This window comes from Streptomyces sp. NPDC050433, assembly GCF_044458565.1.
In the GTDB taxonomy this organism is placed as follows: Bacteria; Actinomycetota; Actinomycetes; order Streptomycetales; family Streptomycetaceae; genus Streptomyces.
Genome location: NZ_JBITIB010000002.1, coordinates 140,341 through 164,538, shown reverse-complemented (window position 1 = coordinate 164,538; position 24,198 = coordinate 140,341). Strand labels below are relative to the sequence as shown.

23 protein-coding genes and 2 pseudogenes are annotated in these 24,198 nt (G+C 71.2%); 13 read left to right on the top strand and 12 right to left on the bottom strand.

The genetic code is table 11. The annotated features are described in order from the left end of the window. The first annotated feature begins 175 nt into the window (after positions 1 to 175). From ACIBLA_RS03525 to ACIBLA_RS03500, 6 genes and pseudogenes are all read left to right on the top strand, one after another. The gene (locus ACIBLA_RS03525; RefSeq protein WP_399197652.1) at positions 176 to 787 is read left to right on the top strand and encodes an NTP transferase domain-containing protein; all 612 of its coding nucleotides are present in this window, start codon (positions 176 to 178) and stop codon (positions 785 to 787) included. 224 nt (positions 788 to 1,011) lie between these two features. Further along, positions 1,012 to 2,634 carry a malate synthase A gene (aceB, locus tag ACIBLA_RS03520; protein ID WP_399197651.1) on the top strand — a complete coding sequence of 541 codons (1,623 nt, stop codon included), beginning with the start codon at positions 1,012 to 1,014 and terminating at the stop codon, positions 2,632 to 2,634. Positions 2,635 to 2,841: 207 nt separating this feature from the next. Further along, complete coding sequence (locus ACIBLA_RS03515; protein ID WP_399197650.1) at positions 2,842 to 3,516, top strand: DedA family protein; 675 nt, start codon at positions 2,842 to 2,844, stop codon at positions 3,514 to 3,516. Between the two features lie 58 nt (positions 3,517 to 3,574). Further along, positions 3,575 to 4,555 (top strand): NADPH:quinone reductase, encoded by a 981-nt coding sequence (locus ACIBLA_RS03510; RefSeq protein ID WP_399197649.1) that lies wholly within the window; start codon positions 3,575 to 3,577, stop codon positions 4,553 to 4,555. Positions 4,556 to 4,609: 54 nt separating this feature from the next. Continuing rightward, positions 4,610 to 4,696, top strand: a pseudogene (locus tag ACIBLA_RS03505) (DNA-binding response regulator); the annotation flags it as partial. Positions 4,697 to 4,763: 67 nt separating this feature from the next. Further along, positions 4,764 to 5,378, top strand: coding sequence for a TIGR03086 family metal-binding protein (locus ACIBLA_RS03500; RefSeq protein WP_399197648.1), 615 nt, complete (start codon positions 4,764 to 4,766; stop codon positions 5,376 to 5,378). 77 nt (positions 5,379 to 5,455) lie between these two features. Here the strand turns inward: ACIBLA_RS03500 and ACIBLA_RS03495 are convergent, their stop codons facing one another. The 8 genes and pseudogenes from ACIBLA_RS03495 to ACIBLA_RS03460 form a co-directional block, all read right to left on the bottom strand. Then, on the bottom strand, positions 5,456 to 7,657 hold the full coding sequence (locus ACIBLA_RS03495; protein ID WP_399197647.1) for a hypothetical protein: 2,202 nt from the start codon (positions 7,655 to 7,657) through the stop codon (positions 5,456 to 5,458). Between the two features lie 86 nt (positions 7,658 to 7,743). Next, positions 7,744 to 8,066, bottom strand: a pseudogene (locus ACIBLA_RS03490) (solute carrier family 23 protein); the annotation flags it as partial. Positions 8,067 to 8,265: 199 nt separating this feature from the next. Beyond that, positions 8,266 to 9,642 (bottom strand): 8-oxoguanine deaminase, encoded by a 1,377-nt coding sequence (locus ACIBLA_RS03485; RefSeq protein WP_363242890.1) that lies wholly within the window; start codon positions 9,640 to 9,642, stop codon positions 8,266 to 8,268. 44 nt (positions 9,643 to 9,686) lie between these two features. Then, positions 9,687 to 10,598 (bottom strand): factor-independent urate hydroxylase, encoded by a 912-nt coding sequence (gene pucL / locus ACIBLA_RS03480; protein WP_363242891.1) that lies wholly within the window; start codon positions 10,596 to 10,598, stop codon positions 9,687 to 9,689. 3 nt (positions 10,599 to 10,601) lie between these two features. Beyond that, positions 10,602 to 11,030, bottom strand: coding sequence for a hydroxyisourate hydrolase (gene uraH / locus ACIBLA_RS03475; protein WP_399197646.1), 429 nt, complete (start codon positions 11,028 to 11,030; stop codon positions 10,602 to 10,604). Between the two features lie 5 nt (positions 11,031 to 11,035). Continuing rightward, the gene (gene uraD, locus ACIBLA_RS03470; protein WP_399197645.1) at positions 11,036 to 11,545 is read right to left on the bottom strand and encodes a 2-oxo-4-hydroxy-4-carboxy-5-ureidoimidazoline decarboxylase; all 510 of its coding nucleotides are present in this window, start codon (positions 11,543 to 11,545) and stop codon (positions 11,036 to 11,038) included. A 108-nt stretch (positions 11,546 to 11,653) separates the two neighbouring features. Then, a complete protein-coding gene (locus ACIBLA_RS03465; protein WP_363242921.1) occupies positions 11,654 to 11,965 on the bottom strand; it encodes a helix-turn-helix domain-containing protein in 312 nt (103 codons plus the stop codon). An 83-nt stretch (positions 11,966 to 12,048) separates the two neighbouring features. Next, on the bottom strand, positions 12,049 to 12,300 hold the full coding sequence (locus ACIBLA_RS03460) for a hypothetical protein (RefSeq protein WP_363242894.1): 252 nt from the start codon (positions 12,298 to 12,300) through the stop codon (positions 12,049 to 12,051). Positions 12,301 to 12,437: 137 nt separating this feature from the next. Between ACIBLA_RS03460 and ACIBLA_RS03455 the strand changes: the two genes are divergently transcribed. The 3 genes from ACIBLA_RS03455 to ACIBLA_RS03445 all read left to right on the top strand — a co-directional run bounded on the left by ACIBLA_RS03455 (position 12,438) and on the right by ACIBLA_RS03445 (position 15,071). After that, positions 12,438 to 13,304, top strand: a complete 867-nt coding sequence (locus ACIBLA_RS03455) for a TIM barrel protein (RefSeq protein ID WP_363242895.1) — start codon at positions 12,438 to 12,440, stop codon at positions 13,302 to 13,304. A gap of 70 nt (positions 13,305 to 13,374) precedes the next feature. Then, positions 13,375 to 14,265 carry a 2-hydroxy-3-oxopropionate reductase gene (locus ACIBLA_RS03450; RefSeq protein ID WP_363242896.1) on the top strand — a complete coding sequence of 297 codons (891 nt, stop codon included), beginning with the start codon at positions 13,375 to 13,377 and terminating at the stop codon, positions 14,263 to 14,265. 458 nt (positions 14,266 to 14,723) lie between these two features. After that, complete coding sequence (locus ACIBLA_RS03445) at positions 14,724 to 15,071, top strand: hypothetical protein (protein ID WP_363242897.1); 348 nt, start codon at positions 14,724 to 14,726, stop codon at positions 15,069 to 15,071. Between the two features lie 86 nt (positions 15,072 to 15,157). Here ACIBLA_RS03445 and gcl read toward each other — a convergent pair whose 3' ends face one another. After that, a complete protein-coding gene (gene gcl, locus ACIBLA_RS03440; RefSeq protein WP_399197644.1) occupies positions 15,158 to 16,933 on the bottom strand; it encodes a glyoxylate carboligase in 1,776 nt (591 codons plus the stop codon). Positions 16,934 to 17,116: 183 nt separating this feature from the next. On the opposite strand from gcl, the gene ACIBLA_RS03435 reads away from it, so the two are divergent. After that, positions 17,117 to 17,791 carry a hypothetical protein gene (locus tag ACIBLA_RS03435; RefSeq protein WP_399197643.1) on the top strand — a complete coding sequence of 225 codons (675 nt, stop codon included), beginning with the start codon at positions 17,117 to 17,119 and terminating at the stop codon, positions 17,789 to 17,791. Positions 17,792 to 17,807: 16 nt separating this feature from the next. On the opposite strand, the gene ACIBLA_RS03430 is transcribed toward ACIBLA_RS03435, so the two are convergent. After that, complete coding sequence (locus ACIBLA_RS03430) at positions 17,808 to 19,499, bottom strand: AMP-binding protein (protein ID WP_363242900.1); 1,692 nt, start codon at positions 19,497 to 19,499, stop codon at positions 17,808 to 17,810. 126 nt (positions 19,500 to 19,625) lie between these two features. On the opposite strand from ACIBLA_RS03430, the gene ACIBLA_RS03425 reads away from it, so the two are divergent. Both ACIBLA_RS03425 and ACIBLA_RS03420 read left to right on the top strand, forming a co-directional pair. After that, positions 19,626 to 20,474 carry a LuxR C-terminal-related transcriptional regulator gene (locus tag ACIBLA_RS03425; RefSeq protein WP_363242901.1) on the top strand — a complete coding sequence of 283 codons (849 nt, stop codon included), beginning with the start codon at positions 19,626 to 19,628 and terminating at the stop codon, positions 20,472 to 20,474. A gap of 138 nt (positions 20,475 to 20,612) precedes the next feature. Next, the gene (locus ACIBLA_RS03420; protein WP_399197642.1) at positions 20,613 to 20,936 is read left to right on the top strand and encodes a hypothetical protein; all 324 of its coding nucleotides are present in this window, start codon (positions 20,613 to 20,615) and stop codon (positions 20,934 to 20,936) included. A 6-nt stretch (positions 20,937 to 20,942) separates the two neighbouring features. On the opposite strand, the gene ACIBLA_RS03415 is transcribed toward ACIBLA_RS03420, so the two are convergent. Then, positions 20,943 to 22,094 carry a winged helix DNA-binding domain-containing protein gene (locus tag ACIBLA_RS03415; protein WP_399197641.1) on the bottom strand — a complete coding sequence of 384 codons (1,152 nt, stop codon included), beginning with the start codon at positions 22,092 to 22,094 and terminating at the stop codon, positions 20,943 to 20,945. A gap of 77 nt (positions 22,095 to 22,171) precedes the next feature. Continuing rightward, positions 22,172 to 22,897 (bottom strand): VOC family protein, encoded by a 726-nt coding sequence (locus ACIBLA_RS03410; protein WP_363242922.1) that lies wholly within the window; start codon positions 22,895 to 22,897, stop codon positions 22,172 to 22,174. 262 nt (positions 22,898 to 23,159) lie between these two features. On the opposite strand from ACIBLA_RS03410, the gene ACIBLA_RS03405 reads away from it, so the two are divergent. Beyond that, on the top strand, positions 23,160 to 24,194 hold the full coding sequence (locus tag ACIBLA_RS03405; RefSeq protein WP_363242904.1) for a LacI family DNA-binding transcriptional regulator: 1,035 nt from the start codon (positions 23,160 to 23,162) through the stop codon (positions 24,192 to 24,194). Positions 24,195 to 24,198: the final 4 nt, after the last annotated feature.

Here is a 24,198-nt window from a genome sequence, read left to right as displayed (position 1 = left end):
GCGGGACAGTAAACGCCACACGAGCGGCCGTGCGCCACTGAATGGACAGGATTCAACTTGTTCAACTGACGTATCGCCAGGTGGGGCCGCGCAACGGTCTGACGCGCCATCTGACAGCGTCGGGCGGGGTGGCGCAAAAGAGTGCATGGGGGCACTGATGAGGTATGCAGGACCCATGGATGACAACGATCACGGAGAGTCGCCGGTCGCCGGGCTGCTGCTCGCCGCGGGCGGCGGGCGGCGGCTCGGCGGGCGGCCGAAGGCGCTGCTGCCTTACCGGGGGCGGCCGTTGGTGGAGCATGCCGTGCGATCACTGCGCGAGGGCGGCTGCGAGCGGGTGCACGTGGTGCTCGGCGCCGCCGCCGACGAGGTGCGGGCCCGCGCCGTACTGCCCGGCTGTGTGCTGGTCGACAGCCCGGAGTGGTCCGGCGGCATGGGCTCGTCGCTCCGGGCCGGGCTGGCCTCGCTGGCGGCGGCCCCCGGGCGGTCCGCGGCGCTGGTGATGCTGGTGGACCAGCCGGGGATCGGCCCGGCAGCGGTGGCGCGGGTCCGTGCCGCGTACCGCTCCCCCGGCACGCTCGCGGCGGCCTCCTACGGAGGCGAGCGCGGCCATCCGGTGCTGTTCGGCGCGGACCACTGGGCCGGGATCGCGAGGGAGGCGACGGGCGATCAAGGCGCACGCGGGTATCTGAGGTCACGCGCGCGCGACATCGTTCTTGTCGAGTGCGGGGATGTCGCCGAGGCGTACGACATCGACACCGAGGAGGATCTGGAGCACCTTGAGTGAGGACGGTGGCACTGAGCGCCGTTGTCTGTCGACCCGGAGAATCTCGACGTCAACAAACCATTGAACTTCCACCATGAGGAAACTATTATCCACTGGTCAGAAGCGCCTGACCCCCGGAAGGCGCCCGTGACCGCAGATCGGCGGCCCGGCACCCAGTGCCTCCCCAGTCGGCCCGGCGGTCACAAAAGGCCCCGTTGCAGGCCCCGTTGAAGGAGTGACAGCTCATGTCCGCACCAGCGCCGTCCCCGCTGGCCGTCGTCGACGCCGACACCCTGCCCCGGCAGGACGAGGTTCTCGACCACGCGGCTCTCGCCTTCGTGGCCGAGCTGCACCGGCGTTTCACGCCCCGGCGTGACGAGCTACTTGCCCTCAGGAACGAGCGCCGCGCCGAGATCGCCCGTACGTCGACGCTGGACTTCCTGCCGGAGACCGCGGCGATCCGCGAGGACGACTCCTGGCGGGTCGCGCCGTCCCCGGCCGCGCTGGACGACCGCCGGGTGGAGATCACCGGACCCACCGACCGGAAGATGACGATCAACGCGCTCAACTCCGGAGCGAAGATCTGGCTCGCGGACTTCGAGGACGCCTCGGCTCCCACCTGGGAGAACGTCATCACGGGCCAGCTCAATCTGATGGACGCCTACGCGCGGAAGGTCGACTTCACCGACCCGGCGTCCGGCAAGTCGTACGCCCTGAAGGACGCCGGCGAACTCGCGACCGTCGTCATGCGCCCGCGCGGCTGGCATCTGGACGAGCGCCATCTGCGGTTCGAGGGCCGCGCGGTCCCCGGCGCGCTGGTCGACTTCGGGCTGTACTTCTTCCACAACGCCAAGCGGCTCATCGAGCTGGGCAAGGGCCCGTACTTCTATCTGCCGAAGACCGAGTCGTACCTCGAAGCGCGGCTGTGGAACGACGTGTTCGTCTTCGCCCAGGAGTACGTGGGCATCCCGCAGGGCACCGTCCGCGCGACCGTACTGATCGAGACGATCACCGCGGCGTACGAGATGGACGAGATCCTGTACGAACTGCGCGACCACGCCTCCGGGTTGAACGCCGGGCGCTGGGACTACCTCTTCTCGATCGTCAAGAACTTCCGTGACGGCGGCCCCAAGTTCGTGCTGCCGGACCGCAACGCGGTGACGATGACGGCCCCGTTCATGCGCGCGTACACCGAACTCCTCGTCCGCACCTGCCACAAGCGCGGGGCCCACGCCATCGGCGGCATGGCGGCCTTCATCCCCTCCCGGCGCGACCCCGAGGTCAACAAGGTCGCCTTCGCCAAGGTCAAGGACGACAAGGACCGCGAGGCGACGGACGGCTTCGACGGCTCCTGGGTCGCCCACCCCGACCTCGTCCCGATCGCGATGGCCTCCTTCGACGCCGTCCTGGGCGAGCGCCCGAACCAGAAGGACCGCCTGCGCGAGGAGGTCTCGGTGACGGCGGCCGAACTGATCGCGATCGACTCCCTCGACGCCAAACCCACCTACCAGGGCCTGATCGGCGCGGTCCGGGTCGGCATCCGCTACATCGAGGCCTGGCTCCGGGGCCTCGGCGCGGTCGCCATCTTCAACCTGATGGAGGACGCGGCGACGGCGGAGATCTCCCGCTCCCAGATCTGGCAGTGGATCAACGCGGGAGTGGCCTTCGAGAACGGCGAAACGGCCACCGCCGACCTGGCCCGCAAGATCGCGGCGGAGGAACTGGCCGCGATCCGGACGGAAATCGGCGAGGAGGCGTTCGCGTCCGGCAAGTGGCAGCAGGCCCACGACCTGCTGCTGACGGTGGCCCTGGACGAGACGTACGAGGACTTCCTGACGCTCCCGGCATACGAACAACTCCGGGGCTGACACCCCTGGTTGGCCAACCCCCACGCTTCCGGCCCCGGTGCTTCGACGCACCGGGGCCGGAGCGCTCTCGTGAGAGTGCTCTCGTGACACTGCTCCGGCCCCCGTTCCCAGACCTCCACCGCGCTTTCCCGCGTCTTCATCCGTTGCTCAACATCCGTTGACGCTGCTCAGCGCCTATGGACGCCAAGGCCCCTTCGGAGGAGAAGCATGATGTACATGGCCCAGGTCACCGGCGACGTGTCAGGGGGGTTGAACGGCTGGGCCGTCGATGTGATCGACGCGCTCGGCGGGCTGGGGCTCGCGATCTTCACCGCCTTGGACAGCATGCTTTTCGGGGTCCTGCCCGTCGACGTCCTGCTGCCCCTGGTGGGGTACTCCGCCACCCGTGGCGCCATCAACATCGGCGTGGCCGTCGTCTGCGCCACCGTGGGAGCGGTCGTCGGCGGCGTCCTCCAGTACGCGCTCGGCGCGAAGCTCGGACGGGACCGCGCGCGGGCGCTGCTGATGAAGATTCCCGGCATCAAGCCGGACACCGTCGACCGCGCCGAGGACTGGTTCGCCCGGCACGGCGCCAAGGCCGTGCTGTTCGGCCGGGTGCTGCCCGTCCTGCGTCCGCTCATCTCGATCCCGGCGGGCGTGGAGCGCATGCCGCTGCCGAAATTCGTGGTGCTCACCGCGATCGGCAGCCTGATGTGGAACTCCGCCCTCCTGGGCTCCGGCTATCTGCTGGGCGAGAACTGGCGGCGGGTCACCCACTACGCGGGGACGTTCTCGTACATCGCGCTCGGTGCCCTCGCCGTGGCCGTCGTTGTCTACGCCGTCAGGCGCCGGAAGCAGGCCGCGGCCCCGGTCGGCGAGAGCGAGCGCGCCGAGGTGGGGTGAGCGCTGCCGGCCTGACATCGTTTCGGTGTTCACCTGGAACGACACCGGAGGTACTGCCATGATCGCGTCCTGGTACGACGAACAGGGTCCCGCCGCCGACGTACTGCGCGTCGGTGAGCTGCCCGATCCCCGGCCCGGCGCCGGTGAGGTCCGGGTCCGGGTGACCGTCTCCGGCGTCAACCCCGGTGACACGAAGAAGCGGCGCGGCTGGCTCGGCTCGTCGATGCCGTACCGGCGGGTGATCCCGCACAGCGACGCCGCCGGGGTCGTCGACGCCGTCGGAGACGGCGTCGGGGAACACCGGATCGGACAGCGGGTGTGGGTGTACGGCGCGCAGTCCTACCGGGCCTTCGGCACCGCCGCCCAGTACACCGTCGTACCCGACGAGTCGGCCGTCCCGCTCCCCGACCACCTCGGCGACGAGCTGGGCGCGAGCCTGGGTATTCCGGGGATCACCGCGCACCGGGCGGTGTTCGCGGACGGGCCGGTCGACGGCCGACGGGTCCTCGTGCAGGGCGTCCTCGGCGGTGTCGGCTCCCTGGCCGCGCAGCTCGCCCGCTGGGGCGGCGCCACCGTCATCGGCACCGTCCGCCGCGGCGGCGATCTGGACCATGTCGATCCGGCCGTCGTCCACGGCGCCGTCGCCCTGGACTCGGACGACCCGGCTGCGGCGATCCGCGCGTACGCCCCCGATGGTGTGCACCGCGTCATCGAGGTGTCCCTCTCGGCCAACGCCGACCTCGACAACGCCGTCGCCGCGCCGGGTGCTGTCGTCGCCGCGTACGGCACTCACACCGATCGCACCGAACTCCCTTTCTGGCCCCTGCTGTTCAACAACGTCACCCTGCGTCTGCTGGGCAGTGACGACTTCCCCGCCGAGGCCAAGCGGCAGGCCGCACGCGACCTCACCTCGGCCGCCGCCGTCGGCGCTCTCACCGTCGAGACCGGCGAGCGCTTCCTCCTGACGGACATCGCGCGGGCCCACGAGCGGGTCGACGCGGGCGGGCGCGGTCGAGTACTGGTCACCGTCCCGCGCTGAGCTGGGTCCAGTAGCCTCCCCGGCCACTCCCCGCAGCAGCAACGCCGTCTCCCCGGCCGCATCCTCGCCAAGATCGGCGCCCGCGACCGCGTACAGGCCGTGATCTTCGCGTACGACACCGGCCTCGTACGGCCGGCGTGACCGGCAGCACATGTCGGGGTCCGGGCGCCCGGCGATGAGTTTCGGTGGTCCAGGGGGTCTACCCCGTATGGATACCACTACCGATTCCCACCGCCCCGACCACGGCCCCGCCTGCCGCAGCCTCGCCGGGCTGCTCGACGGCATCGACGACAAGCAGCTCGCCGCGCCCACACCCTGCCCGGACTACACCGTGCGGGAGCTGCTCGGGCATCTCGTCGGGTTGACCGTCGCCTTCCGCGACGCCGCGACGAAGACGCTGGGGCCGACGACCGACACCCCGCCGACCGACTCCGTGCCGCAGCTGGCGGACGGCTGGCGGACCGTGCTTCCCGCCCAGTTGGACGGGCTCGCCGAGGCCTGGCGTTCGCCCGACGCCTGGCAGGGGTTCACGCGGGCCGGTGGGGTGGATCTGCCGGGCGAGGTGGCGGGGATCGTCGCGCTGAACGAGGTGGTGGTGCACGGCTGGGACCTGGCGCGCGCCACGGGCCAGGTGTACGAGATCGACCCGGCGAGCCTGGAGGCGACGCTCGCGTTCCTCGAACCGGCGGCGGCGAGCGCGGAGGCGGGCGACGGGCCGGAGGGGCTGTTCGGCCCGCCGGTCCGGCTGCCGGCCGACGCGCCGCTGCTCGACCGGGTCGTCGGACTGAGCGGACGCCGGCCGGACTGGCAGCCGGGCGCGTAGCGGGCCTCAGCCACCGGACGCGGCCGGTCTGGTCCCGGTGACCGTGTCCGGCCGGCCGGGGCGGGGCCGCCCTTCGGCTACGCGTCCCCGGCCGTGCGCAGCAGCGCCCGCGCCTTCTCCCGGAAGAGGGCGTCCGCGCGGACCGGGTCGTTCGTGAAGCCGGGTATGAAGACGTGCGCGTCACGCTCGGCCAGGTCGGCCAGTCGGCGGAGCTGATCATCCGTCAGATTCCTTGCTCCGAGGGCCCCGAGGAGGTCCAGCGCGGTGAGCGGATCCGCGTTGGTCTCGGCGGAGGTCAGGGCCGCGTCCGCCAGCCGGTTACGGTCCTGGCCGGCCGGGTCGACGGTGAGCAGCGCGAGCGCCGCTGCCGCCGCCCGGTCGCGGCGGTCCAGTTTGCGTTCCAGGAGCGGGGCGAGCGGACGGCCTTGCTCGCCGAGCGCGCGGGCAGCCTCCGCCGCGTGCACGTTCTGCCAGCGGTGCCAGTCCCCGTCGGCCTCCTCCAGCACTCCGGCGATGATCGGGAGGGCTTCGTCCGCACTGCCCGTGAGCCGCCACAGGGCGCGGGCGATCTCCGTATCGCCGTCGAGCCGGGGGTTGTCGCGCTTCTCCGCCGAGGAGCCGGACGACGGGTCGGGCGTCTTGCAGGCGGTGTCGCTCAGCGCGGCTCGCAGGTACGGCAGCAGCGTCAACGCCTCCGAACTCCCCAGCTCCGCCGCGAGTTTCGCCGCGTCGGCCACGTCCCGGCCGCGGGAGACCAGCACATCGGTCACGGCCCGCACCAGCGGTCCGGTCTCGCCCGTGAGCCGGTGCAGCGCCGAGCCGACGTCGAGCGGGCTCTGCTGGGTGAGGTCGGCGGCGTGCAGCGCCGCCGCCGCGCGGTCCCGCTCCTCAGGTGGGCAGACGGCGGGCAGGGCGCGTACGACCACGAAGGGGTACCGGTCCAGCGCGGCGAGCAGGTCCGGCACGGCCGGTGCCGCGCGTTGGCCCCAGTCGGCCAGGAGCAGGCCGAGATGGATCGACTCGTTCCACGCGATGTCGCTGTCCGCCAGCCGGGCCCGGACGGCGTCCAGCAGTTCCGGTGAGTACGGGAACGGGTCGCGGTCCCCCTCGCGGCCGGCCCCCGTCGCCCACCTTGCGGGACCAGTCTTCGCCGCCGCGTCGAGCGCTTCCGGCCGCCGCGGCAGGTCGGCGGCCAGCAGCGGGGCCGCCTGCTCCGGTGCGGCCGCGACCAGGACGGCCAGGGCGCGGTCGGCCAGCTCGCCGCCCCCGGTGGCGAGGGCCGTGAGCGCGGGGACGGCGGGTGCCGCGAGCCTGCCGAGCTGTCTGACGACCGAGAGGGCGGCGCTCGCCGACGACGGATCGCCGAGCAGCGCGGCCAACGGCCCGGCAAGGCGCGCCGGTGCGCTGCGGGAGACCTCGCAGGCGTGCTCCGCCGCCGAGACCGTCTCGCGCCGCGCGTCGGCGTCCGGATGCCGCAGCCCGGCGTCGATCAGCGTGAACGCGGCCTCTCTCGCGTCGTCCGTGGCCCGGTCCAGCAGTTCCTCGACCACGTACCGCACCGGCTCGTTCTGCTCCAGGTCGTACCGCCCCGCGACCAGTGACTCGGCGGGCAGCAGGGAGATGAGCGCGTCGTGATGGACCCCGGTCCACGGCAGTCCCGCGTCCACGCAGGCCAGCAGCGCGGCCAGCCGCACCGGAGCGGCCTCCCCGTCCTCCTTGGCGCCTCCCAGCACGGCCGTCTCGAACTCCCCCGCGCCCGCCGGATCGAGCCTGACCACCCCCGCCAGCACCTCGGCCCTGACCTGCGGGTCCAACTCGCCGTCCCAGCACCGCCGCAGCGGCCCGAGCACCTGCTCCGCCGCGCCCGTCCTGGCCGCCGCCCAGACCGCGGCCTGCCGTACGGAGGCGTCGGCCGACTCGATCAGCGGCAGTATCAGGGGCAGTTGGGCGGTGACGGCCGCCCGGCACGCGCTGGGTGTGGCACTCCGCTCGTCGTCGCTCTCGGCGATGGAGCCGAGCAGCAGAAGCATGTCGGCCGGTCTGATCCCCGCGGCGGCCAGCCGCGCGGGATACGGCACGGCGTGGGCCGTGGCCTCGTACACCGACCCCTGATGGATGATGTTGCCGTACAGCTCGTACAGCGCCTCCTCCGCCGTCTCGGCGTCGTCACTCGCCAACGCCCGCAGTTGGTCCGGGACATCCTCGGCGCTGCCGTAGGCATGCTCCCGTTCCGCCCAGGGCTGCGCGTCGAGGTCGGCGAAAATCTGTGCGAGATCCATGGACGGAATCCTGGCACGAGCCACTGACAACACGACCCGCCCACCCGCCGCCCGGTGGACAGCTCACGTCACAGGGCAGTACGGGCTCAGGCTGCCCCGGCCCCCGACGGCTCCCCGAGCCCCGAAGTTCCCTTCCGGCCCCAGTGGTTGAACGCCGGATTCAGCACGATCGCCACCACACCCCGTGCTGATCCCGGAGTCGAGCACCACCAGCAGGTCCTTCGGGAACCGAGCCGAAGAGCACGATGCCCGCGCCGCCGAGGACCGGCAGCGGGACGAGTGCGATCACCGAGGCCAGTACGGTGCGCATGCCCAGCAGTATGAGGATGCCGCCGCCCGGGGCGACGATGAAGCGGCTGCGTACCTTGGTCATGGCGACCAGCCCGATGTTCTGGGCGAACGCGCTGCAATCGCCACGATCTCGAACTGCGGTGCGCCGAAGTGGAACGGCGAAGGGAGCCCGTGTTACGTACACGAGTCACCGTTCCGGGGGGTGGCGCACCGTTGTGCGGTACGCCACCACCCGGACGCGGCTGCCAGGAACCCCGCTCGGGCCCGTGGCCGCCGGTCGAGGGCCGTCCCCCTCGACCGGACATCCGTGAGGACCGTCAGCCGGCCGCCGCGATCCGCGCGAGGCGCTGCGCCTCGGCCCGCGCGGAGCGGGCGACGGCGTCCTCGTCCACCGTGGTGAGGTGGTTGTCCTCGACGACGGTCCTGCCGCCCACGAGCGAGAGCGTGACGGGCGCGGCGGCTCCGAGGACCAGCGCGGCGACCGGGTCGGCGATGGAGGAGTGGGCCAGGGTGTCCAGCTTCCACAGCACCAGGTCGGCGAGTTTCCCGGTCTCGATCGAACCGATCTGGTCCGCGCGGCCGAGTACTTGGGCGCCACCGTAGGTGCCGAGCCGCAGTGCCTGACGGGACGTCAGGGCGGCCTGGCGGTGGGCGCCGAGGCGGTTGATGAGCAGCGCGTTGCGCAACTCGGTGTGCAGTTCGCCGGATTCGTTGGACGCGGTGCCGTCCACGCCGAGGCCGACGGGAACGCCCGCCCTCAGCATGTCGGGCACGCGGGCGATACCGGCCCCGAGACGGGCGTTGGAGGACGGGCAGTGCGCGACGCCCGTGCCGGTGCGGGCGAAGGCGGCGACGTCCGAGTCGTTCATATGGACGCAGTGGGCCATCCATACATCGGAGCCGAGCCAGCCCGTCGACTCGAAGTAGTCGGTCGGGCCCATTCCGAACAGTTCCTTGCAGAACTGCTCCTCCTCGACCGTCTCGCTGCCGTGAGTGTGCAGCCTCACGCCCTTGCGGCGCGCCAACTCGGCTCCCTGGCACATCAGTTCCGTGGAGACGGAGAACGGCGAGCAGGGCGCGACGGCGATCTGGGTCATCGCGTCGAACGAGGCGTCGTGATAGGCGTCGACGGTCGCCTCGGTGGCGGCGAGCGCGTCGTCCAGCGACTCGACGGCGAAGTCCGGCGGCAGGCCGCCGTCCGACTGGCCGCGGTCCATGGAGCCGCGGGCGAGGGTGAACCGTACGCCCGTCTCCACCGCCGCCCCGATGATGGCGCCGGACAGGTCGCCGACGCCGCGCGGATAGACATAGTGGTGGTCCGTCGCGGTGGTCACCCCGCCACGCGCCATCATCGCGAGTGAGCCCTGGGCGGCGGCGCGCGCCATCGACTCGTCGATGCGCGCCCAGGTCGGGTAGAGCGCCACCAACCAGTCGAACAGGTGGTGGTCGGTGGCAAGGCCGCGGCTGATCCACTGGTAGAAGTGGTGGTGGGTGTTGACCAGGCCGGGGGTGACGAGATGGCCGGTGCCGTCGACACGACGTACGACGTTCTCCAGTCCGGCGGGCGCGCGGCCGGCGCCCACGGATTCGATGAGGTTGTCGGCGACGACGACGTACCCCGACGCGTACTCGGTGTCGTGCGCGTCCACAGTCGCGATGGCACAGTTCTCGATGACGATGCGCGAAGCCGCCATGGCGGGTCCTCGTTCTTCCCGTTGGGTGGACGGATCCGGGGTGGCTACAGGTTGGTCATGTCGAGCGGGATCCGCGGTTCGGCACCGTCGCGCAGCACGGTGGCCTCGATGAGGCCGTACGGGCGGTCGGCGGCGAAGTAGACGGCTCCGTCGGGGGTTTCGTTCTTCAGGTCGAAGGGTTCGAGGTCGACCAGGAAGTGGTGGTTGTTGGGGAGCGAGAAGCGGATCTCGTCGATCTCGCCGCGGGCATCGATGATCCGCGAGCCCATTTGGTACAGCGTCTGCTGGAGCGAGAGGGAGTACGTCTCCGCGAAGGCCCGGAGCAGGTGTGTGCGCGCCTGCTCGTAGGACTCCTCCCAGTCGGGCATCGGCTGCGCGTCGTCGGTCCAGTTGTAGCGCCACCTGGCGGAGACGTCGGTGGCGAGTATGCGGTCGTACGCCTCGCGGAGCGTCGTGTACTTGTCCTTGACGTAGCCCCAGAACTCGGAGTTGGTCGAGTTCAGCACCGTCAGGTCCTTGAGGCCGGAGACGATCTCCCACTTCTCTCCGTCGTAGCTGATCTGCGCGACGCGGGTCTCCTGACCCTTGCGGACGAAGGAGTGCTTGGCATCGTCCGCGCCGGAGGTCGCGATGCGCTCCCACGCGTACTCCTCGATCCGGATGCGCGCCCGGTGGATCGGGTCCTGGCTGGTGACGAAGTGCCGGGCGAGTCGGATGCCGAACTGCTCGGCGGACTCGATGCCGTGCTCCTTGGCGAACGCGTACACCGTGTTCTTGGTGGTGTCGGTCGGCAGGACGTTGGCGTTTGAGCCGGAGTAGTGGACCTCCGCCATGTCACCGGAGAGGGCGACGGAGACGTTCAGGTCCTTGATGTGGTGGGTGTCGCCGTCCCGCACGATCCTGACGACGCGGTTCTCCGCTTTGCCGTACTGGTTCTGGCCGAGAATGGTCGGCATCTGCTAGCTCCCTCGGTATACGGAGTAGCCGAACGGGTTGAGCAGCAGCGGTACGTGATAGTGCTCGCCGGGAGCGACGGCGAAGGTGATCGCCACTTCCGGAAAGAACGCACCGCTGTCCCGTAGCGCGGGGGCGTCCTGCTGTGCCTCGGCTTGCTTCTGGCTCTGACTGTGGCTGGGGCTGGGGCTGGGGCTGTGACTGTGGAAATACGCCTCGGTCTCGAAGTCGAGACGTACATGGGTCGTTCCTTCCGGCAGCGCCGGCAGGTCTCTGCACCGCCCGTCCGCGTCGGTCGCCGACCGGCCCAGCACCACCCACCGCTCGCGCCCGCCGCTGCGGGCGCAGAGCGAGACGGCGACGGACTCGGCGGGGCGGCCGACGCTGGTGTCCAGGATGTGCGTGGACACCGACGCGGTGTTTTCCGTGCTCAAGTGGATCACTCTCCTGCGTGTACGAGGCGGGTCAGCCGGATGCGGTTGATCTTGCCCAGCTCGGTGCGGACGACGGCCCGCTCCTGTTCGGGCGAGTTGCCGATCCGTATGCGGACCGCGTCCCGCATCTGCTCACCGGTCCTGCCGGTGGCGCAGATCAGGAAGACATGGCCGAACCTGTCCTGGTAGGCGAGGTTCAAGTCGAGCAGTTCCGCCTTGAGTTCGTCGGACGCCCCGGCCATGCCCCGCTGTTCGCGGGCGGAGGTCGGGTCGCCCGGCTTCGGCCGGCCGATGGGCGGGTGCCCGGCCATCGCCTCCGCCAGAGCGGCGGCGGTCAGTCCGGCCGTCGCGGTGTCACTGGCGGCGAGGAGGGCGTCGGCGGTGGCGTACGGCCGGTGGGCGAGCAGTTCACTCCCCCAGGCCGTACTGGCGCACACCTCGTGAAGTGCGGTGAGCGCCGCGCTGTCGGAGGAAGTGTTGAACCGGGTGAGGCCCGGTGGCTGGTCGGTCGGCACGGGAGCCTCCGTGGCTGTGCTTGACGGGCTGCGGGACAGCTAACGCCTTCGCGAACATCACGTCAACACTTTGTTGAATTTTTTTGAGCGGATGCCCCGGTACCCGGATCAGCTCGTCTCCGACCGGTTCAGGTAGTTGTAGACGGTGAACCTACTGACCCCCAGCGCACCGGCGACAGTCTCGACGCCGTGCCGTACGGAGAAGGCCCCGCGGGCCTCCAGCGAGCGCACCACCGACTGCTTGACCTTGCGGTCGAGTTCCGACAGGGGCATGCCGTGCTTGCGCTCCAGCGCGACGAGGATGTGGTCGAGCGATTCGGAGAGCTGCGGGAGGCGTACGGCGACGACGGCCTCGCCCTCCCAGCTCAGCACGACGTCGTCGGGCAGGGCCAGGTCGGGGCGTACGGTCTCGGCGCCCATGGCGTCCACGAGCGGCTTCACCGCCGCGAGGAGCGGATGGTCGGGCGCGTCCGAGGGCCCGGTCGCCCGCCTCCCCGGCCCGGTCACTTCCCGTCCTCCGCGATCACGTTCACCTGGAGGGAGACTCGTGTGGCACCGGCGTCCAGGGAGCGGCGGAGCAGGGCGTCGACGGCGGCGATGACGGCGTCGGCGCCGCCCTCGGCGGTGTTGCCGAACGGTCCGACGTCCACGGCGTCCAACTCGGCCGCCTGGATGACCTCGCGGGCCACCACGGCATGCTCGGGTGCCTCGTCCAGGTCGAACGGCTCGGTCGTGAATTCCACTCTCAGTCGCACGCGCACAACCTACTGCGCGAAAGACGGACCTTCGCCCGAAATCGGGACCGCCCTCTTGACAGCCCTCCCAGATCCCAGGCAATCTTCCATTAAGCAGAAACTAACTTCCGCAATACGGAAGGAGCGCAGAACCCCTCATGGCCCCCTTCACGAACAAGCCCGGCTCCGAGCAGCGCTTCGATGTGAACCTGTCGATCCTCTTCACCGAGCTGCCGCTCCTGGAGCGCCCCGCGGCAGCCGCCGCGGCGGGCTTCACCGCGGTGGAGCTGTGGTGGCCCTGGATCGAGACTCCCACTCCGCCGCAGGCCGGGCTGGACGCCCTGAAGAAGGCCCTCGACGACGCGGGCACCCAGCTCGTGGGACTGAACTTCTACGCCGGCCGGCTGCCCGGCCCCGACCGCGGGGCGCTCTCGCTGCCCGGCGAGGAGTCGGACCGCTTCCGCGCGAACATCGACGTGGCGGCCGGCTTCGCCGCCTCGGTGGGGTGCGGGACGCTCAACGCGCTGTACGGGAACCGTGTCGAGGGCGTCGACCCGAAGGCACAGGACGAGCTGGCCCTGGAGAATCTGGTCCTCGCCGCCCGCGCCGCCGACCGGATCGGGGCGACCCTGCTGGTCGAGGCGCTCAACAGGCCGGAGTCCCCGCACTATCCGCTGGTCGGCGCCGAGGCCGCCGTCGCCGTCGTGGACCGGGTGAACACCGCCACGGGGCTCGGCAACGCCGCGTTCCTCCTCGACATCTACCACCTGTCGATGAACGGCCTGGACGCCGAGGCGCTGGCCGGGGTCATCGACACGTACGCCGAGAAGACCGGTCACGTACAGATCGCCGACAACCCCGGCCGGGGCGCGCCCGGCACCGGCACGCTGCCGCTCCAGGACCTGCTCGACCGGCTGCGCAAGGCCGGTTACGAGGGGTGGGTCGGCCTGGAGTACAAGCCCGGCGACCGCCCGAGCGCCGAGTCCTTCGACTGGCTGCCCGCCGGCGCGCGGGCCGCGCGCTGAGGCCCGACCGCCCCGACCTGGACACGACGCACACACGTAGACACACACGTATGCGAGAGAGGCACCCCCGATGAGCACTCTTCCCAAGGTGGCATGGATCGGCCTCGGCATCATGGGGTCCCCCATGGCCGAGAATCTGATCAAGGCCGGATACTCCGTCACCGGCTTCACGCTGGAGCGGGAGAAGCTGGACCGGCTGGCGGCCAACGGCGGCACGGTGGCGCCGTCGATCGCCGGGGCCGTCGAGGGCGCGGACGTCATCATCACGATGGTGCCCGCCTCTCCCCAGGTCGAGGCCATCGCCTACGGCGAGGACGGCATCCTGGCGCATGCCAAGAAGGGCGCCCTGCTGATCGACATGTCGTCCATCACCCCGCAGACGTCCATCGATCTGGCCGAGGCCGGCCGGCAGAAGGGCGTCCGCGTCCTCGACGCGCCGGTCTCCGGCGGTGAGGCGGGAGCCATAGAGGCGGTCCTCTCGATCATGGTCGGCGGCGAGCAGGCCGACTTCGACCAGGCCAGGCCGGTCTTCGACGTGCTGGGCCGGACCATCGTCCTGTGCGGTCCGCACGGCGCCGGTCAGACGGTGAAGGCGGCCAACCAGCTGATCGTCGCCGTCAACATCCAGGCGTGCGCCGAGGCCGTGGTCTTCCTGGAGAAGTCCGGCGTGGACCTGAACGCCGCGCTCGACGTCCTGAACGGGGGGCTGGCCGGCTCGACCGTCCTGACGCGCAAGAAGGACAACTTCATCAACCGCGACTTCGCGCCGGGCTTCCGGATCGACCTGCACCACAAGGACATGGGCATCGTCACCGACGCCGCCCGCAATGTCGGTGCCGCGCTCCCGGTCGGCGCGGTCGTCGCGCAGCTGGTCGCGTCGCTGCGCGCGCAGGGTGACGGCGGTCTCGACCACTCGGCCCTGCTGCGCGCCGTCGAGCGGCTGTCGGGCAACCAGGTCTGACCGGACCGACCAGGACCCGGACCAGGCCCAACGAACTCCGGGTTGCGGCGGCGCTGACACCTGTCCTGTCGCGCCCAGGCGCCGCCGCAGCCCGGGAACCACTCCGCCTCGCGTCGTGGTGGCCAACAGCCGTCCCTCCCGACGGCCCTCATGAGGGGTGGCCGGCGGGAGGGACATTCCGGGGACCGCGGCGGCGCGAGCCAGTGCGGTGGTGAGGGGAGCGGCGGCCATCTTCCTGACCAGAAGGAAGGCCGGCCGAAGCGCCCCGTCGCCGTCGCCGCGGTCCCACAGCCTCTGCTGAGGCCCCGTCAAACGCCGTCCGGCGGTGCGAAGGTCCAGTCGCGCCGGCTTCGCACCGTCGGACGGTCTCCAGGCTGCCCGCGCCGCTTGCAGCAGAGCCCGGCCGAAGAATTCGGCCGGGCTCTTGTGCGCTGTCTCCGGGGCCGCACACTGAGAGGATGCGCATTGCCGTGTTCTTCCTCGTGTCAGCGGTGTCGGTCGTCGTCGCGATCGCCGAGAAGGACTACTCCTGGCTGATCCCGCCGGTCGTGCTCCTGCTCCTGGGGCTCGGTCCGTCCTTTCCGAGGACGCCCCGCAAGAAGGTACGTCGGCCGGACACCGGAGCCGCCGCGGCGGGAACCGCTGTCGGCGCCGCCGGGACCGTGGCGGCTGCCAGTTGGTGGGCCGACGGGGCGCACACGCACGGCGGCGACACGGCGGACGCGAGCGGTGGGGACGGTGGTGGCGGCGACGGCGGGGACGGTGGCGGGTGCGGTGGCTGCGGAGGTTGCGGCTGCGGCGGCTGACGCCCCCCACGCATGGACGACGGCGGCCCCCGCCCGGAGAGTTCCGGACGGGGGCCTGCTGCCATGACGTACCGTCAACTGCCGTGTCAGACCAGCGGCCTGATCTCCGTCGGTGCGTGTCCGGGCTCGGTGGCGAGGTCTTCCCACTCGTTCACCTGGTCGATCCGCACGCCCATCGAGATGTTGGTGACCCTCTCCAGGATGGCCTCGACCACCACCGGCACGCGGTGCTCCGCCGCCAGCTTCTTCGCCTGCTCGAAGGCCGGCAGCAGCTGGTCGGGCTCGGTGACGCGGATCGCCTTGCAGCCCAGTCCCTCGACGACCTTGACATGATCGACCCCGTAGACGCCCAGCTCCGGTGAGTTGATGTTCTCGAACTCCAGATTGACCTGGAAGTTGATGTCGAGATTGCGCTGCGCCTGCCGGATCAGCCCCAAGTAGGCGTTGTTCACCAGCACATGGACATAACCGATCTTGTGCTGCGCGCCCACGGCCAGCTCTTCGAGCATGAACTGGAAGTCGTAGTCGCCGGAGAGCGCGACGACCGTCGTGTCCGGATCGGCCTTCGCGACACCGAGCGCGGCCGGGATCGTCCAGCCGAGCGGTCCGGCCTGACCGCAGTTGATCCAGTGGCGCGGCTTGTAGACGTGCAGCATCTGCGCGCCGGCGATCTGCGAGAGACCGATGGTGGTGACGTACCGGGTGTCCGGCCCGAAGGCACGGTTCATCTCCTCGTACACGCGCTGCGGTTTCATCGGCACGTTGTCGAAGTGCGTCCTGCGGTGCAGGGTGCCCTTGCGGTCGAGCACCGACGCGATCCACTCCGTGCGGTCGGGCAGCTCGCCGGCCGCCTTCAGCTCCTTCGCCACCTCCACGAAGAGCGTCAGCGCGTCCTTGGCGTCCGAGGCGATCCCGTAGTCCGGCGCGAAGATCTTGCCGATCTGGGTGGGCTCGATGTCGACGTGGACGAAGGTGCGGCCCGCCGTGTAGACGTCGAGCGCGCCGGTGTGGCGGTTGGCCCAGCGGTTGCCGATGCCGAGGACGAAGTCGGAGGCCAGGAAGGTCTCGTTGCCGTAGCGGTGCGAGGTCTGGATGCCGACCATGCCCGCGTTCAGGTCGTGGTCGTCCGCGATGGTGCCCCAGCCCATCAGCGTCGGGACGACCGGTGTGCCGGTCAACTCGGCGAACTCCACGAGCAGTTCGGACGCGTCGGCGTTGATGACACCGCCGCCGGCGACGATCAGCGGGCGCTCGGAGGCGGCCAGCATGGTCAGCGCCTTGGCGATCTGCGCGCGGGTCGCGGACGGCTTGTAGACGGGCAGCGGCTCGTACGTCTCGATGTCGAACTCGATCTCGGCCAGCTGGACATCGATCGGCAGATCGATGAGGACCGGGCCGGGCCGACCGGAGCGCATCAGATGGAAGGCCTGCTGGAAGACGCCGGGGACCTGGGCGGCCTCCAGGACGGTGGTGGCGGACTTGGCGACCGGCGCGGCGATCGACGCGATGTCGACGGCCTGGAAGTCCTCCTTGTGGATCACCGCGGTCGGGGCCTGGCCGGTGATGCACAGGATCGGGATGGAGTCACCGATCGCGGAGTACAGCCCGGTGATCATGTCGGTGCCCGCCGGGCCCGATGTGCCGATGCAGACACCGATGTTGCCGGGGTGCGTACGGGTGTAGCCCTCGGCCATGTGGGAGGCGCCCTCCACATGGCGGGCGAGCGTGTGGTCGATGCCGCCGGCCTGTTCGAGGGCCTTGTAGAAGGGGTTGATCGCCGCGCCCGGCACACCGAACGCGTCGGTGACGCCTTCGCGCTTGAGGATCTCAACTGCCGCTCGGGCAGCGGTCATACGAGGCATGGAGTGCTCCTGCTTCGGCCTGGTGGACTCGCGCTCTGTCGCGCCACCTGAGAGCGTCGATTCCGTCGATTCCTTCATTTTCACGATGCGGAAGCCTTGTTCTGCTATGTGGAATCAATCTAAAGTGCGTTACTGGCGGCGTCAAGGCGATGGCCGAAGCCCCTCCCCAACGCCCGCCCGTTGATGGACGATGGGCGGCAGAAGGGGGTGTCGACGGTGGGAGAGAGCGTTCCTGTCCGGTGTCCCGACTGCGGACACGGCCAGCAGTTCACGGCACCGGCCTATCCCTGCCCCTGCGGATCGGCCGTCGCGGCGCCACTGATCGCGGGCGCGCCCGCCGTCCGCCTGGTGCGCCGGTCCTGGGACGACGAGTGGGTGACCGTCGGCTGCTCCGGGTGCGGACGGCTGGACCAGTGGCCGAGGCCGGAGCTGGGCTGCCCGTGCGGGGCGGTGCTGCGGGTGCCGGTCAGGCCGGCGACGGTGGGCGCGGCCACCGAGACCGCGAAGGCCGACGCCCTGAACGTCGCCGCGCTCTATCTGCGCGGGGTCGGCTTCCGCGACGTCGGCGTCGTCCGGGCCGACGGGCACCCGGAGGCGGGCGTCGACCTGCGCGGCCCCGGAGTTGTGGCCCGTGTCGACCGGGGCACCCGCCCCGCCGACGCGCGCGCCGTCGAGTGCCTGTGGCTCAACGCGCTGAGCGAGTCCGCGACGAGCGCCTTCTTCTCCCTGGCCGGTTACGCGGACGAGGCGCGCGAGCGCGCCGACGCCCTCGGGGTGCCGCTCTTCGTGCTGGACCCGACGGGCGCCCCTCGACCGGCCAACGGCCCGGCGGACGGGCTGGATCGCTCACACGCCTGACCGGCTTCCGCGCCCTTCAGCGCAGGTCGCTCTCCTCGTACTCCGCGGGCGAGCCCGCCGCCGTACGCTCGCGCAGCTCGATCCGGCGGATCTTGCCCGAGACCGTCTTGGGCAGCTCGGCGAACTCGATGCGGCGCACCCGCTTGTACGGGGAGAGCACCGCGCGCGAGTGCTCGAAGAGCAGCTTCGCCGTGTCCGGACCCGGCTCCCAGCCGTCCGCCAGGACGACGTACGCCTTCGGCACGTTGAGCCGCAGCGCGTCGGGCGCCGGTACGACGGCGGCCTCGGCCACCGCCTCGTGCTCCAGCAGCGCGCTCTCCAGTTCGAACGGCGAGATCTTGTAGTCGGACGCCTTGAACACGTCGTCACTGCGGCCGATGTACGTGATGTAGCCGTCGGCGTCGCGCGAGCCGATGTCGCCGGTGCGGTAGAACCCGTCCGCCATGGACTCGGCCGTACGCTCCGGGTCGCCGTGGTAGCCGGTCATCAGCCCGACCGGGGAGTTCGCGAGGTTCAGCGAGATCTCGCCCTCGTCGGCGCCGGGCGCGCCGGTGACCGGGTGGAGCAGTTCCACCACATAGCCGGGGGTCGGGCGGCCCATCGATCCGGCCTTGAGCAGCTGTCCCGGCGAGTTGGCGACCTGGACGGCCGTCTCGGTCTGGCCGAAGCCGTCCCTGATCGTCGCGCCCCACTCCCGGCGCACGGTCTCGATGACCTCGGGGTTCAGCGGTTCACCGGCGGCCACGACCTCGCGCGGGCGGTGGCGCAGCTGGGTGAGATCGGCCTGGATGAGCATCCGCCACACCGTGGGCGGAGCACAGAAGCTGGTCACCTCGGCGCGGTCCATCTCGGCCATGAGCCGGGTGGCGTCGAAGCGGGTGTAGTTGTGGATGAAGACGGTCGCCTCGGCGTTCCACGGCGCGAAGAGATTCGACCAGGCGTGCTTGGCCCAGCCCGGTGAGGAGATGTTCAGATGCACGTCGCCGGGGCGCAGCCCGATCCAGTACATCGTGGCGAGATGGCCGATCGGGTACGAGACATGGGTGTGCTCGACGAGCTTGGGGTGGGCGGTGGTGCCGGAGGTGAAGTAGAGCATCAGGGTGTCTTCGGCGCGGGTGACCCCGTCGGGCTCGAAGTCGGCGGACGCCCGGTGGGACGCCTCGTACGCCCGCCAGCCGCCGCCGTCAACTTCGGCGCCCTCGCCACCCACCACGATCCGGGTGTACTCCCCCGGCACCTCGGCGAACTTCGCGGCGTCACCGGCCCGGACGATCACATGCCCTACCTGCCCGCGCTCGATGCGGTCCCGCAGGTCCGCCGGGCCGAGCAGCGGCGTCGCCGGGATGACGACGGCGCGGAGTTTCATCGCGGCGAGCGCCGTCTCCCACAACTCCGTCTGATTGCCGAGCATGACGAGGACGCGGTCCCCGGCCGCGACGCCCTGGGCGCGCAGCCAGTTGGCCACCTGGTCGGAGCGGGTGGCCATGGCGGCGAAGGAGGTGACGCTCTCGGTGCCGTCCTCCTCGACGATGTGCAGAGCGGGCCGGTCGTTGCCGCCGGCGATGACGTCGAACCAGTCCAGCGCCCAGTTGAACAGGGCGGGCCGGGGCCAGACGAAGCCTTCGTACGCCGTGATGTAGTCCTCACGGTGCCGCAGCAGGAAGTCCCTGGCGGCGCGGAACTGCTCGGTCGCACCGACTGTCGTCATGTGCCCTCCTCATCACTCGCCCGTTCACTAGCATCGTGTAGCCGGTGACGTACGTCTCACCACCCCCTGACGGGGGTGAATCGACCTCGTCCCGCTGGTGGAGACACCCGAGAGAAGGAAGTCGCTGTGATGGAGGCGATCGAGGCGGTCGAGATGCGCACGGCGCTGCTGACGCTGCGCCGTGCGACCGGGCTGCCGGTCGCGTTCGGCGGTCTGTCGCAGGATGCGCGCCAGGTGCGTATCGCGGAGCTGAACGGTACGGCGACGGGCGCGCTGCGGGGCCTCGCGATCTGTGTCGGGAACGGGCTGGGCGGCAAGTCGATCGCCCTCCAGCGGCCGTGCGCGGTGACCGACTACCGGCAGGCGCGCCACATCAGCCACGAGTACGACGCGGCGGTCGCCGCCGAAGGACTGCGCTCCGTGGTCGCCGTCCCGGTGATCGTGCGGCGCCGGGTCCGGGGCGTGCTGTACGGCGCGCTGCGCGACCCCCTGCCGATAGGCGAACGCGTCTTCGACGCCGCCGTCGCCGCGGCCCGCGAGGTGGAGCAGACGCTCGTCGTACGGGACGAGGTGCAGCGGCTGCTCGCGGTGACCCGTGAGCCGGTGTACGGGCGCCCCGAGGCGTGGGAGGAGGTCCGCGAGGCGCACAGCGAACTGCGGGCGCTCGCGCCGCGCATCGTCGACGCCGAGCTGCGGAACGAACTGCGCGCCGTGTGCGGCCGGTTGGAGGGCGCGGGCGACGCCGCGCGCGCTCGACGCGAGTACTGCGAGCAGCAGGCCGTGACGCTGGCACCGCGCGAGGTGGACGTGCTGTCGTGTGTGGCGGCGGGCTCCACGAACGCGGCGGCGGCCGAGTGCCTGGGCCTGCGCCCGGAGACGGTGAAGGGCTACCTGCGCGCGGCGATGCGCAAGCTGGGCGCCCACACCCGATTGGAGGCGGTGGTGGCGGCCCGCCGGGCGGGGCTGCTGCCGTAACGGGGGCGGGGGGGTGCGGCCACGGACGGCTCGGCCCTGCCCGCCTCGCGACTGCCGTCGGGACGGGCGTCGGCCGATGACTCGTTGGTACGTGTGATCGCAAGCCGGAGCACCGGGCTCGTACCCGGACGTACTCGGATGACTTCGCGAACCCTGCCACCGCAGGGGACAGGCGCCGCCTGCGGGCCAGGCGCCAACCATGCGCGGCGGGCCGCCGGAAAGGCCGGAGGGCACAGCGACGACTCCCTCGTGGAGGACACCATGGAGAGCACCACTCCGTACATCAGGCTTGCCGAGACCTGTCTGCGGGCGCTCGCGGAACCGCTCGGTGTCGTCCATGTGACGATCGACCCGCAGCTCGGGGCCTCGTCGGTCTGGCCCGCGTCCGCCGTCTCCGCGCCCGGCGAGGTACGGTCCCGTGTCCGCCGCCGGCTGCGGGCGCTGCCCGTGGCTCTGATCTGACCGGTCTCAACCGGCGAAGTCCGCGAAGCGCACCGCGTACGAGGGGGATGTGGCCGAGGAGAGGGAACCGAGCATCCGCTCGCCCTCCTCGGCCACCGCGTCGCGCTGCGCGCGCGTGAGTGCGCCGAAGGCCCGCACGGTCAGCGTCCCGCGCTCGTCGCCCTCCGCGCCGCCGTCCTCCAACCGCCAGATGCCGGCGAGGAATCCGTCGACGAGAAACGTGCGGTAGCTCTGGTTGCCGCTCCAGGTGCGCCCCCGGTACGCGAGGGGGACGACGCGGGTGCGGTCGGCGTGCGAGAGCAGCAGGTTGTCGAACTCGGGGAGGAAGCGGGGCGGTGCCGGGGTGGCCGCGTCCGGTCTCGGTGCGTCGGGGAGGTCGAACAGCTCGGCGCCGTTCTCGTCCCGGAAGGTGAGGAGCCGGTCGCGCAGCCGCTCGAAGACCGGGGCGAGCCGCGTCAGCCGGCACCACGTCTGCATGTCCTTGACGGAGGCGGGTCCGAAGGCGGCGAGGTAGCGCAGGACGGCGTCCTCCGGTGCGATGCGCGGCGCCGCGTCGTCGCTGTCCGCCCCGAACCACTTCTGCGCGGTCGTGAGCGTGACCTGACCGCTGCGGCCCCACAGTCCGCGCGGTGTGATCTGCACGAGCGGCAGCAGGCACCGCGCGGCGACAGCGAGGGACCGCGGATCGCCGTCCGGCCAGCGCTCCGCCAGGGCCGCCTTCAACTCCTTGAGCGGCAGGGGCCGTTCCTCGACCAGCTCCTTGCTGTACGCGGCGAGGCGGTCCAGGTCCACCCCGGCGAGGCCGTCGCGGAAGTTGCGCAACTCGCTCTCGACCACGGGCTGGGCGAACGGGCGCAGGGCGAGGCAGTCCTCGGCGGTGTGGGTGTGGATGGTGGAGCGGAGCGTGACCATCCGGCCGACCTCGCGGGAGGCCATCAGCCCGGACAGCTCCTCGGGGTCGAACCCGTCGAGCCTGGCGCCGAGTTGGACGTACGGCGGCTTCACGTTCTGCGCCTGGAGCCCGACCAGATGGGTCACCGCGTCCTTCGCGGACATGGCCGCGCGCCGCAGCAGGAGCTGCCGCGCGAGGGTGGCGCGGTTGAGCGCGCGGGTGGTGAGCACGGGCTGGGGGACTCGGTCCGCCGTCTTCGAAGCCATACTTCGCACCGTACTCAGGCTTGCGGACAACTTCCGTCCGCAAGCGTCCGCAAGCCGGAGCACCGCGTCGCGTCTCGTCACATCGCGGCGGTGACCGTGAACAGCGCCCCGTCCGGGTCGCGCAGCGTCGCCTCGTCCACCTCGCCGGCCCCCTCGGACCGCCGGACCAGCGAGCCGCCGGAGACCAGCGCCGCCTCGACCGCCGCCCCGACGTCCGCCACGTTGAAGTGCACGTGCCAGCGCGGCCGGATCTGCGGGTCGGCGGCGGCCTGCACGGCGCCGCCGCTGATCCGCGCCACGGGCTCGTCGCCGTCGAGGAGCACCGACTGGTCCCCCTTGTGCGCCAGGCGCAGTTTCCCCTCCCCCTCCGGCTGCCAGCCGAGGGCGAGCGAGTAGAAGCGCCCGGCCGAGGCCGCTTCCCTGGTCCGCAGCTCCAGCGAGGCCGAGCCGCTGCCGCGCCCCATCGACCAGTCGGAGCGCACGGAGCCTTCCCAGATACCGAAGACGGCACCGTCCGGGTCGACGGCGAGTGCGGCGCGGCCGGTGTGGAAGGCGAGCGGGCCGACCCCGACCGTACCGCCGCGCTCCCTGATCCGGGCCGCGGCCTCGTCCACGTCCGTGACGTTGAAGTACGGCGTCCAGGAGACGGCGACCTGGAGCGAGGAGGCGAGTGCTCCGATGCCGGCGACGGGCAGGCCGTCGATGATCGCCACGGAGAAGTCGTCACCGAGCCCCGCGCGCCGGTAGGTCCAGCCGAGGACTTTGCTGTAGAAGTCCTGGGCGCCCGGCAGTTCGCGTGCCAGCAGGCTCACCCAGCATGGCGCTCCGGCGACTCCCTGTGCTTTCGGCATCCTGCTCCGTTTCATCGGGGGATCACTGCCTTCCCGTAGGACCGCGTCGGAAGGCTGGTGCCCTTACGTGCACGACAGACACGTACGAATGTATGTGAAGGTAATGCGGCGCGGCGGCCCGAGGTTGTTCGCGATATGATCAACCACTTATCATGGGAGCGCTCCCAGTGGTTGGATGGCGATCGCCCGGCGGAGTCCCGATGGAGGTCGGACGATGGTGGCAAGGGGACGTACGAGCCGGACCGGCCAGCCCACGCTCGAAGAGGTGGCGGCGCACGCGGGCGTGGGGCGCGGCACGGTCTCCCGCGTCATCAACAACTCGCCACGGGTACGGGAGTCCACCAGGCAGCTCGTCCAGCGGGCCATCGCCGAGCTGGGCTACATACCCAACCGGGCGGCCCGCGCGCTGGCCGGGAGCCGTACCGACGCGGTGGCGCTGGTGATCCCGGAGACCGAGAAGCGGTTCTTCGCCGAGCCGTACTTCTCGGACGTGCTCCACGGCGTCGGAACGGGACTCGCCGACACCGAGATGCAGTTGCTGCTCACGCTCGTACGGACCGAGAAGGAGCGCGGGCGCTTCCTCCAGTACGCGCGGGCCGGCCGGGTCGACGGCGTACTGCTGGTGTCCGTGCACGGCGACGACCCGCTGCCGGACCAGCTCGCCGAGATGGGCCTGCCGACCGTGCTGAGCGGCCGACGCTCGGCCGACGAGCCGGTGAGTTACGTCGACTCCGACAACGTCGGCGGCGCCCGTTCCGCCGTACGGCACCTGGCCGAGACCGGGCGGCGGCGGATCGCCACGATCACCGGGCCGCTGGACATGTACGTGGCGCAGTGCCGGCTCGGCGGGTATCAGGTGGCCGTGGCGACCGCCGGGGGCGACCCGGATCCGTCGTGGACGGCGCACGGGGACTTCACCGAGGAGAGCGGGCGGCGGGCGATGACGGAGTTGCTGGCGCGCCACCCGGACCTGGATGCGGTGTTCGCCGCGTCCGACGTGATGGCGGTCGGCGCGCTGCACTCACTGCGGGCGGCGGGGCGCCGGGTGCCGGAGGACGTGGCCGTCGTCGGCTTCGACGACTCCCCCATCGCCCGGCACACCGATCCCGGACTCACCTCCGTACGGCAGCCGGTGGAGGAGATGGGGCAGGCGATGGCGCGGGTGCTGCTGGAGGGGATCAGCAACCCCGGAGCGCCCTGGCAACACGTCGTGCTGCCGACGGAGTTGGTGCGGCGCGCGTCGTCGTGAGCAC

Coding starts and splice junctions, on each gene's coding strand:
- ACIBLA_RS03525 (WP_399197652.1), top strand. CDS start 176: ATGGATGACAACGATCACGGAGAGTCGCCGGTCGCCGGGCTGCTGCTC.
- aceB (WP_399197651.1), top strand. CDS start 1,012: ATGTCCGCACCAGCGCCGTCCCCGCTGGCCGTCGTCGACGCCGACACC.
- ACIBLA_RS03515 (WP_399197650.1), top strand. CDS start 2,842: ATGATGTACATGGCCCAGGTCACCGGCGACGTGTCAGGGGGGTTGAAC.
- ACIBLA_RS03510 (WP_399197649.1), top strand. CDS start 3,575: ATGATCGCGTCCTGGTACGACGAACAGGGTCCCGCCGCCGACGTACTG.
- ACIBLA_RS03500 (WP_399197648.1), top strand. CDS start 4,764: ATGGATACCACTACCGATTCCCACCGCCCCGACCACGGCCCCGCCTGC.
- ACIBLA_RS03495 (WP_399197647.1), bottom strand. CDS start 7,657: ATGGATCTCGCACAGATTTTCGCCGACCTCGACGCGCAGCCCTGGGCG.
- ACIBLA_RS03485 (WP_363242890.1), bottom strand. CDS start 9,642: ATGGCGGCTTCGCGCATCGTCATCGAGAACTGTGCCATCGCGACTGTG.
- pucL (WP_363242891.1), bottom strand. CDS start 10,598: ATGCCGACCATTCTCGGCCAGAACCAGTACGGCAAAGCGGAGAACCGC.
- ACIBLA_RS03465 (WP_363242921.1), bottom strand. CDS start 11,965: ATGGGCGCCGAGACCGTACGCCCCGACCTGGCCCTGCCCGACGACGTC.
- ACIBLA_RS03455 (WP_363242895.1), top strand. CDS start 12,438: ATGGCCCCCTTCACGAACAAGCCCGGCTCCGAGCAGCGCTTCGATGTG.
- ACIBLA_RS03450 (WP_363242896.1), top strand. CDS start 13,375: ATGAGCACTCTTCCCAAGGTGGCATGGATCGGCCTCGGCATCATGGGG.
- ACIBLA_RS03445 (WP_363242897.1), top strand. CDS start 14,724: ATGCGCATTGCCGTGTTCTTCCTCGTGTCAGCGGTGTCGGTCGTCGTC.
- gcl (WP_399197644.1), bottom strand. CDS start 16,933: ATGCCTCGTATGACCGCTGCCCGAGCGGCAGTTGAGATCCTCAAGCGC.
- ACIBLA_RS03435 (WP_399197643.1), top strand. CDS start 17,117: ATGGACGATGGGCGGCAGAAGGGGGTGTCGACGGTGGGAGAGAGCGTT.
- ACIBLA_RS03430 (WP_363242900.1), bottom strand. CDS start 19,499: ATGACGACAGTCGGTGCGACCGAGCAGTTCCGCGCCGCCAGGGACTTC.
- ACIBLA_RS03420 (WP_399197642.1), top strand. CDS start 20,613: ATGACTTCGCGAACCCTGCCACCGCAGGGGACAGGCGCCGCCTGCGGG.
- ACIBLA_RS03415 (WP_399197641.1), bottom strand. CDS start 22,094: ATGGCTTCGAAGACGGCGGACCGAGTCCCCCAGCCCGTGCTCACCACC.
- ACIBLA_RS03405 (WP_363242904.1), top strand. CDS start 23,160: ATGGTGGCAAGGGGACGTACGAGCCGGACCGGCCAGCCCACGCTCGAA.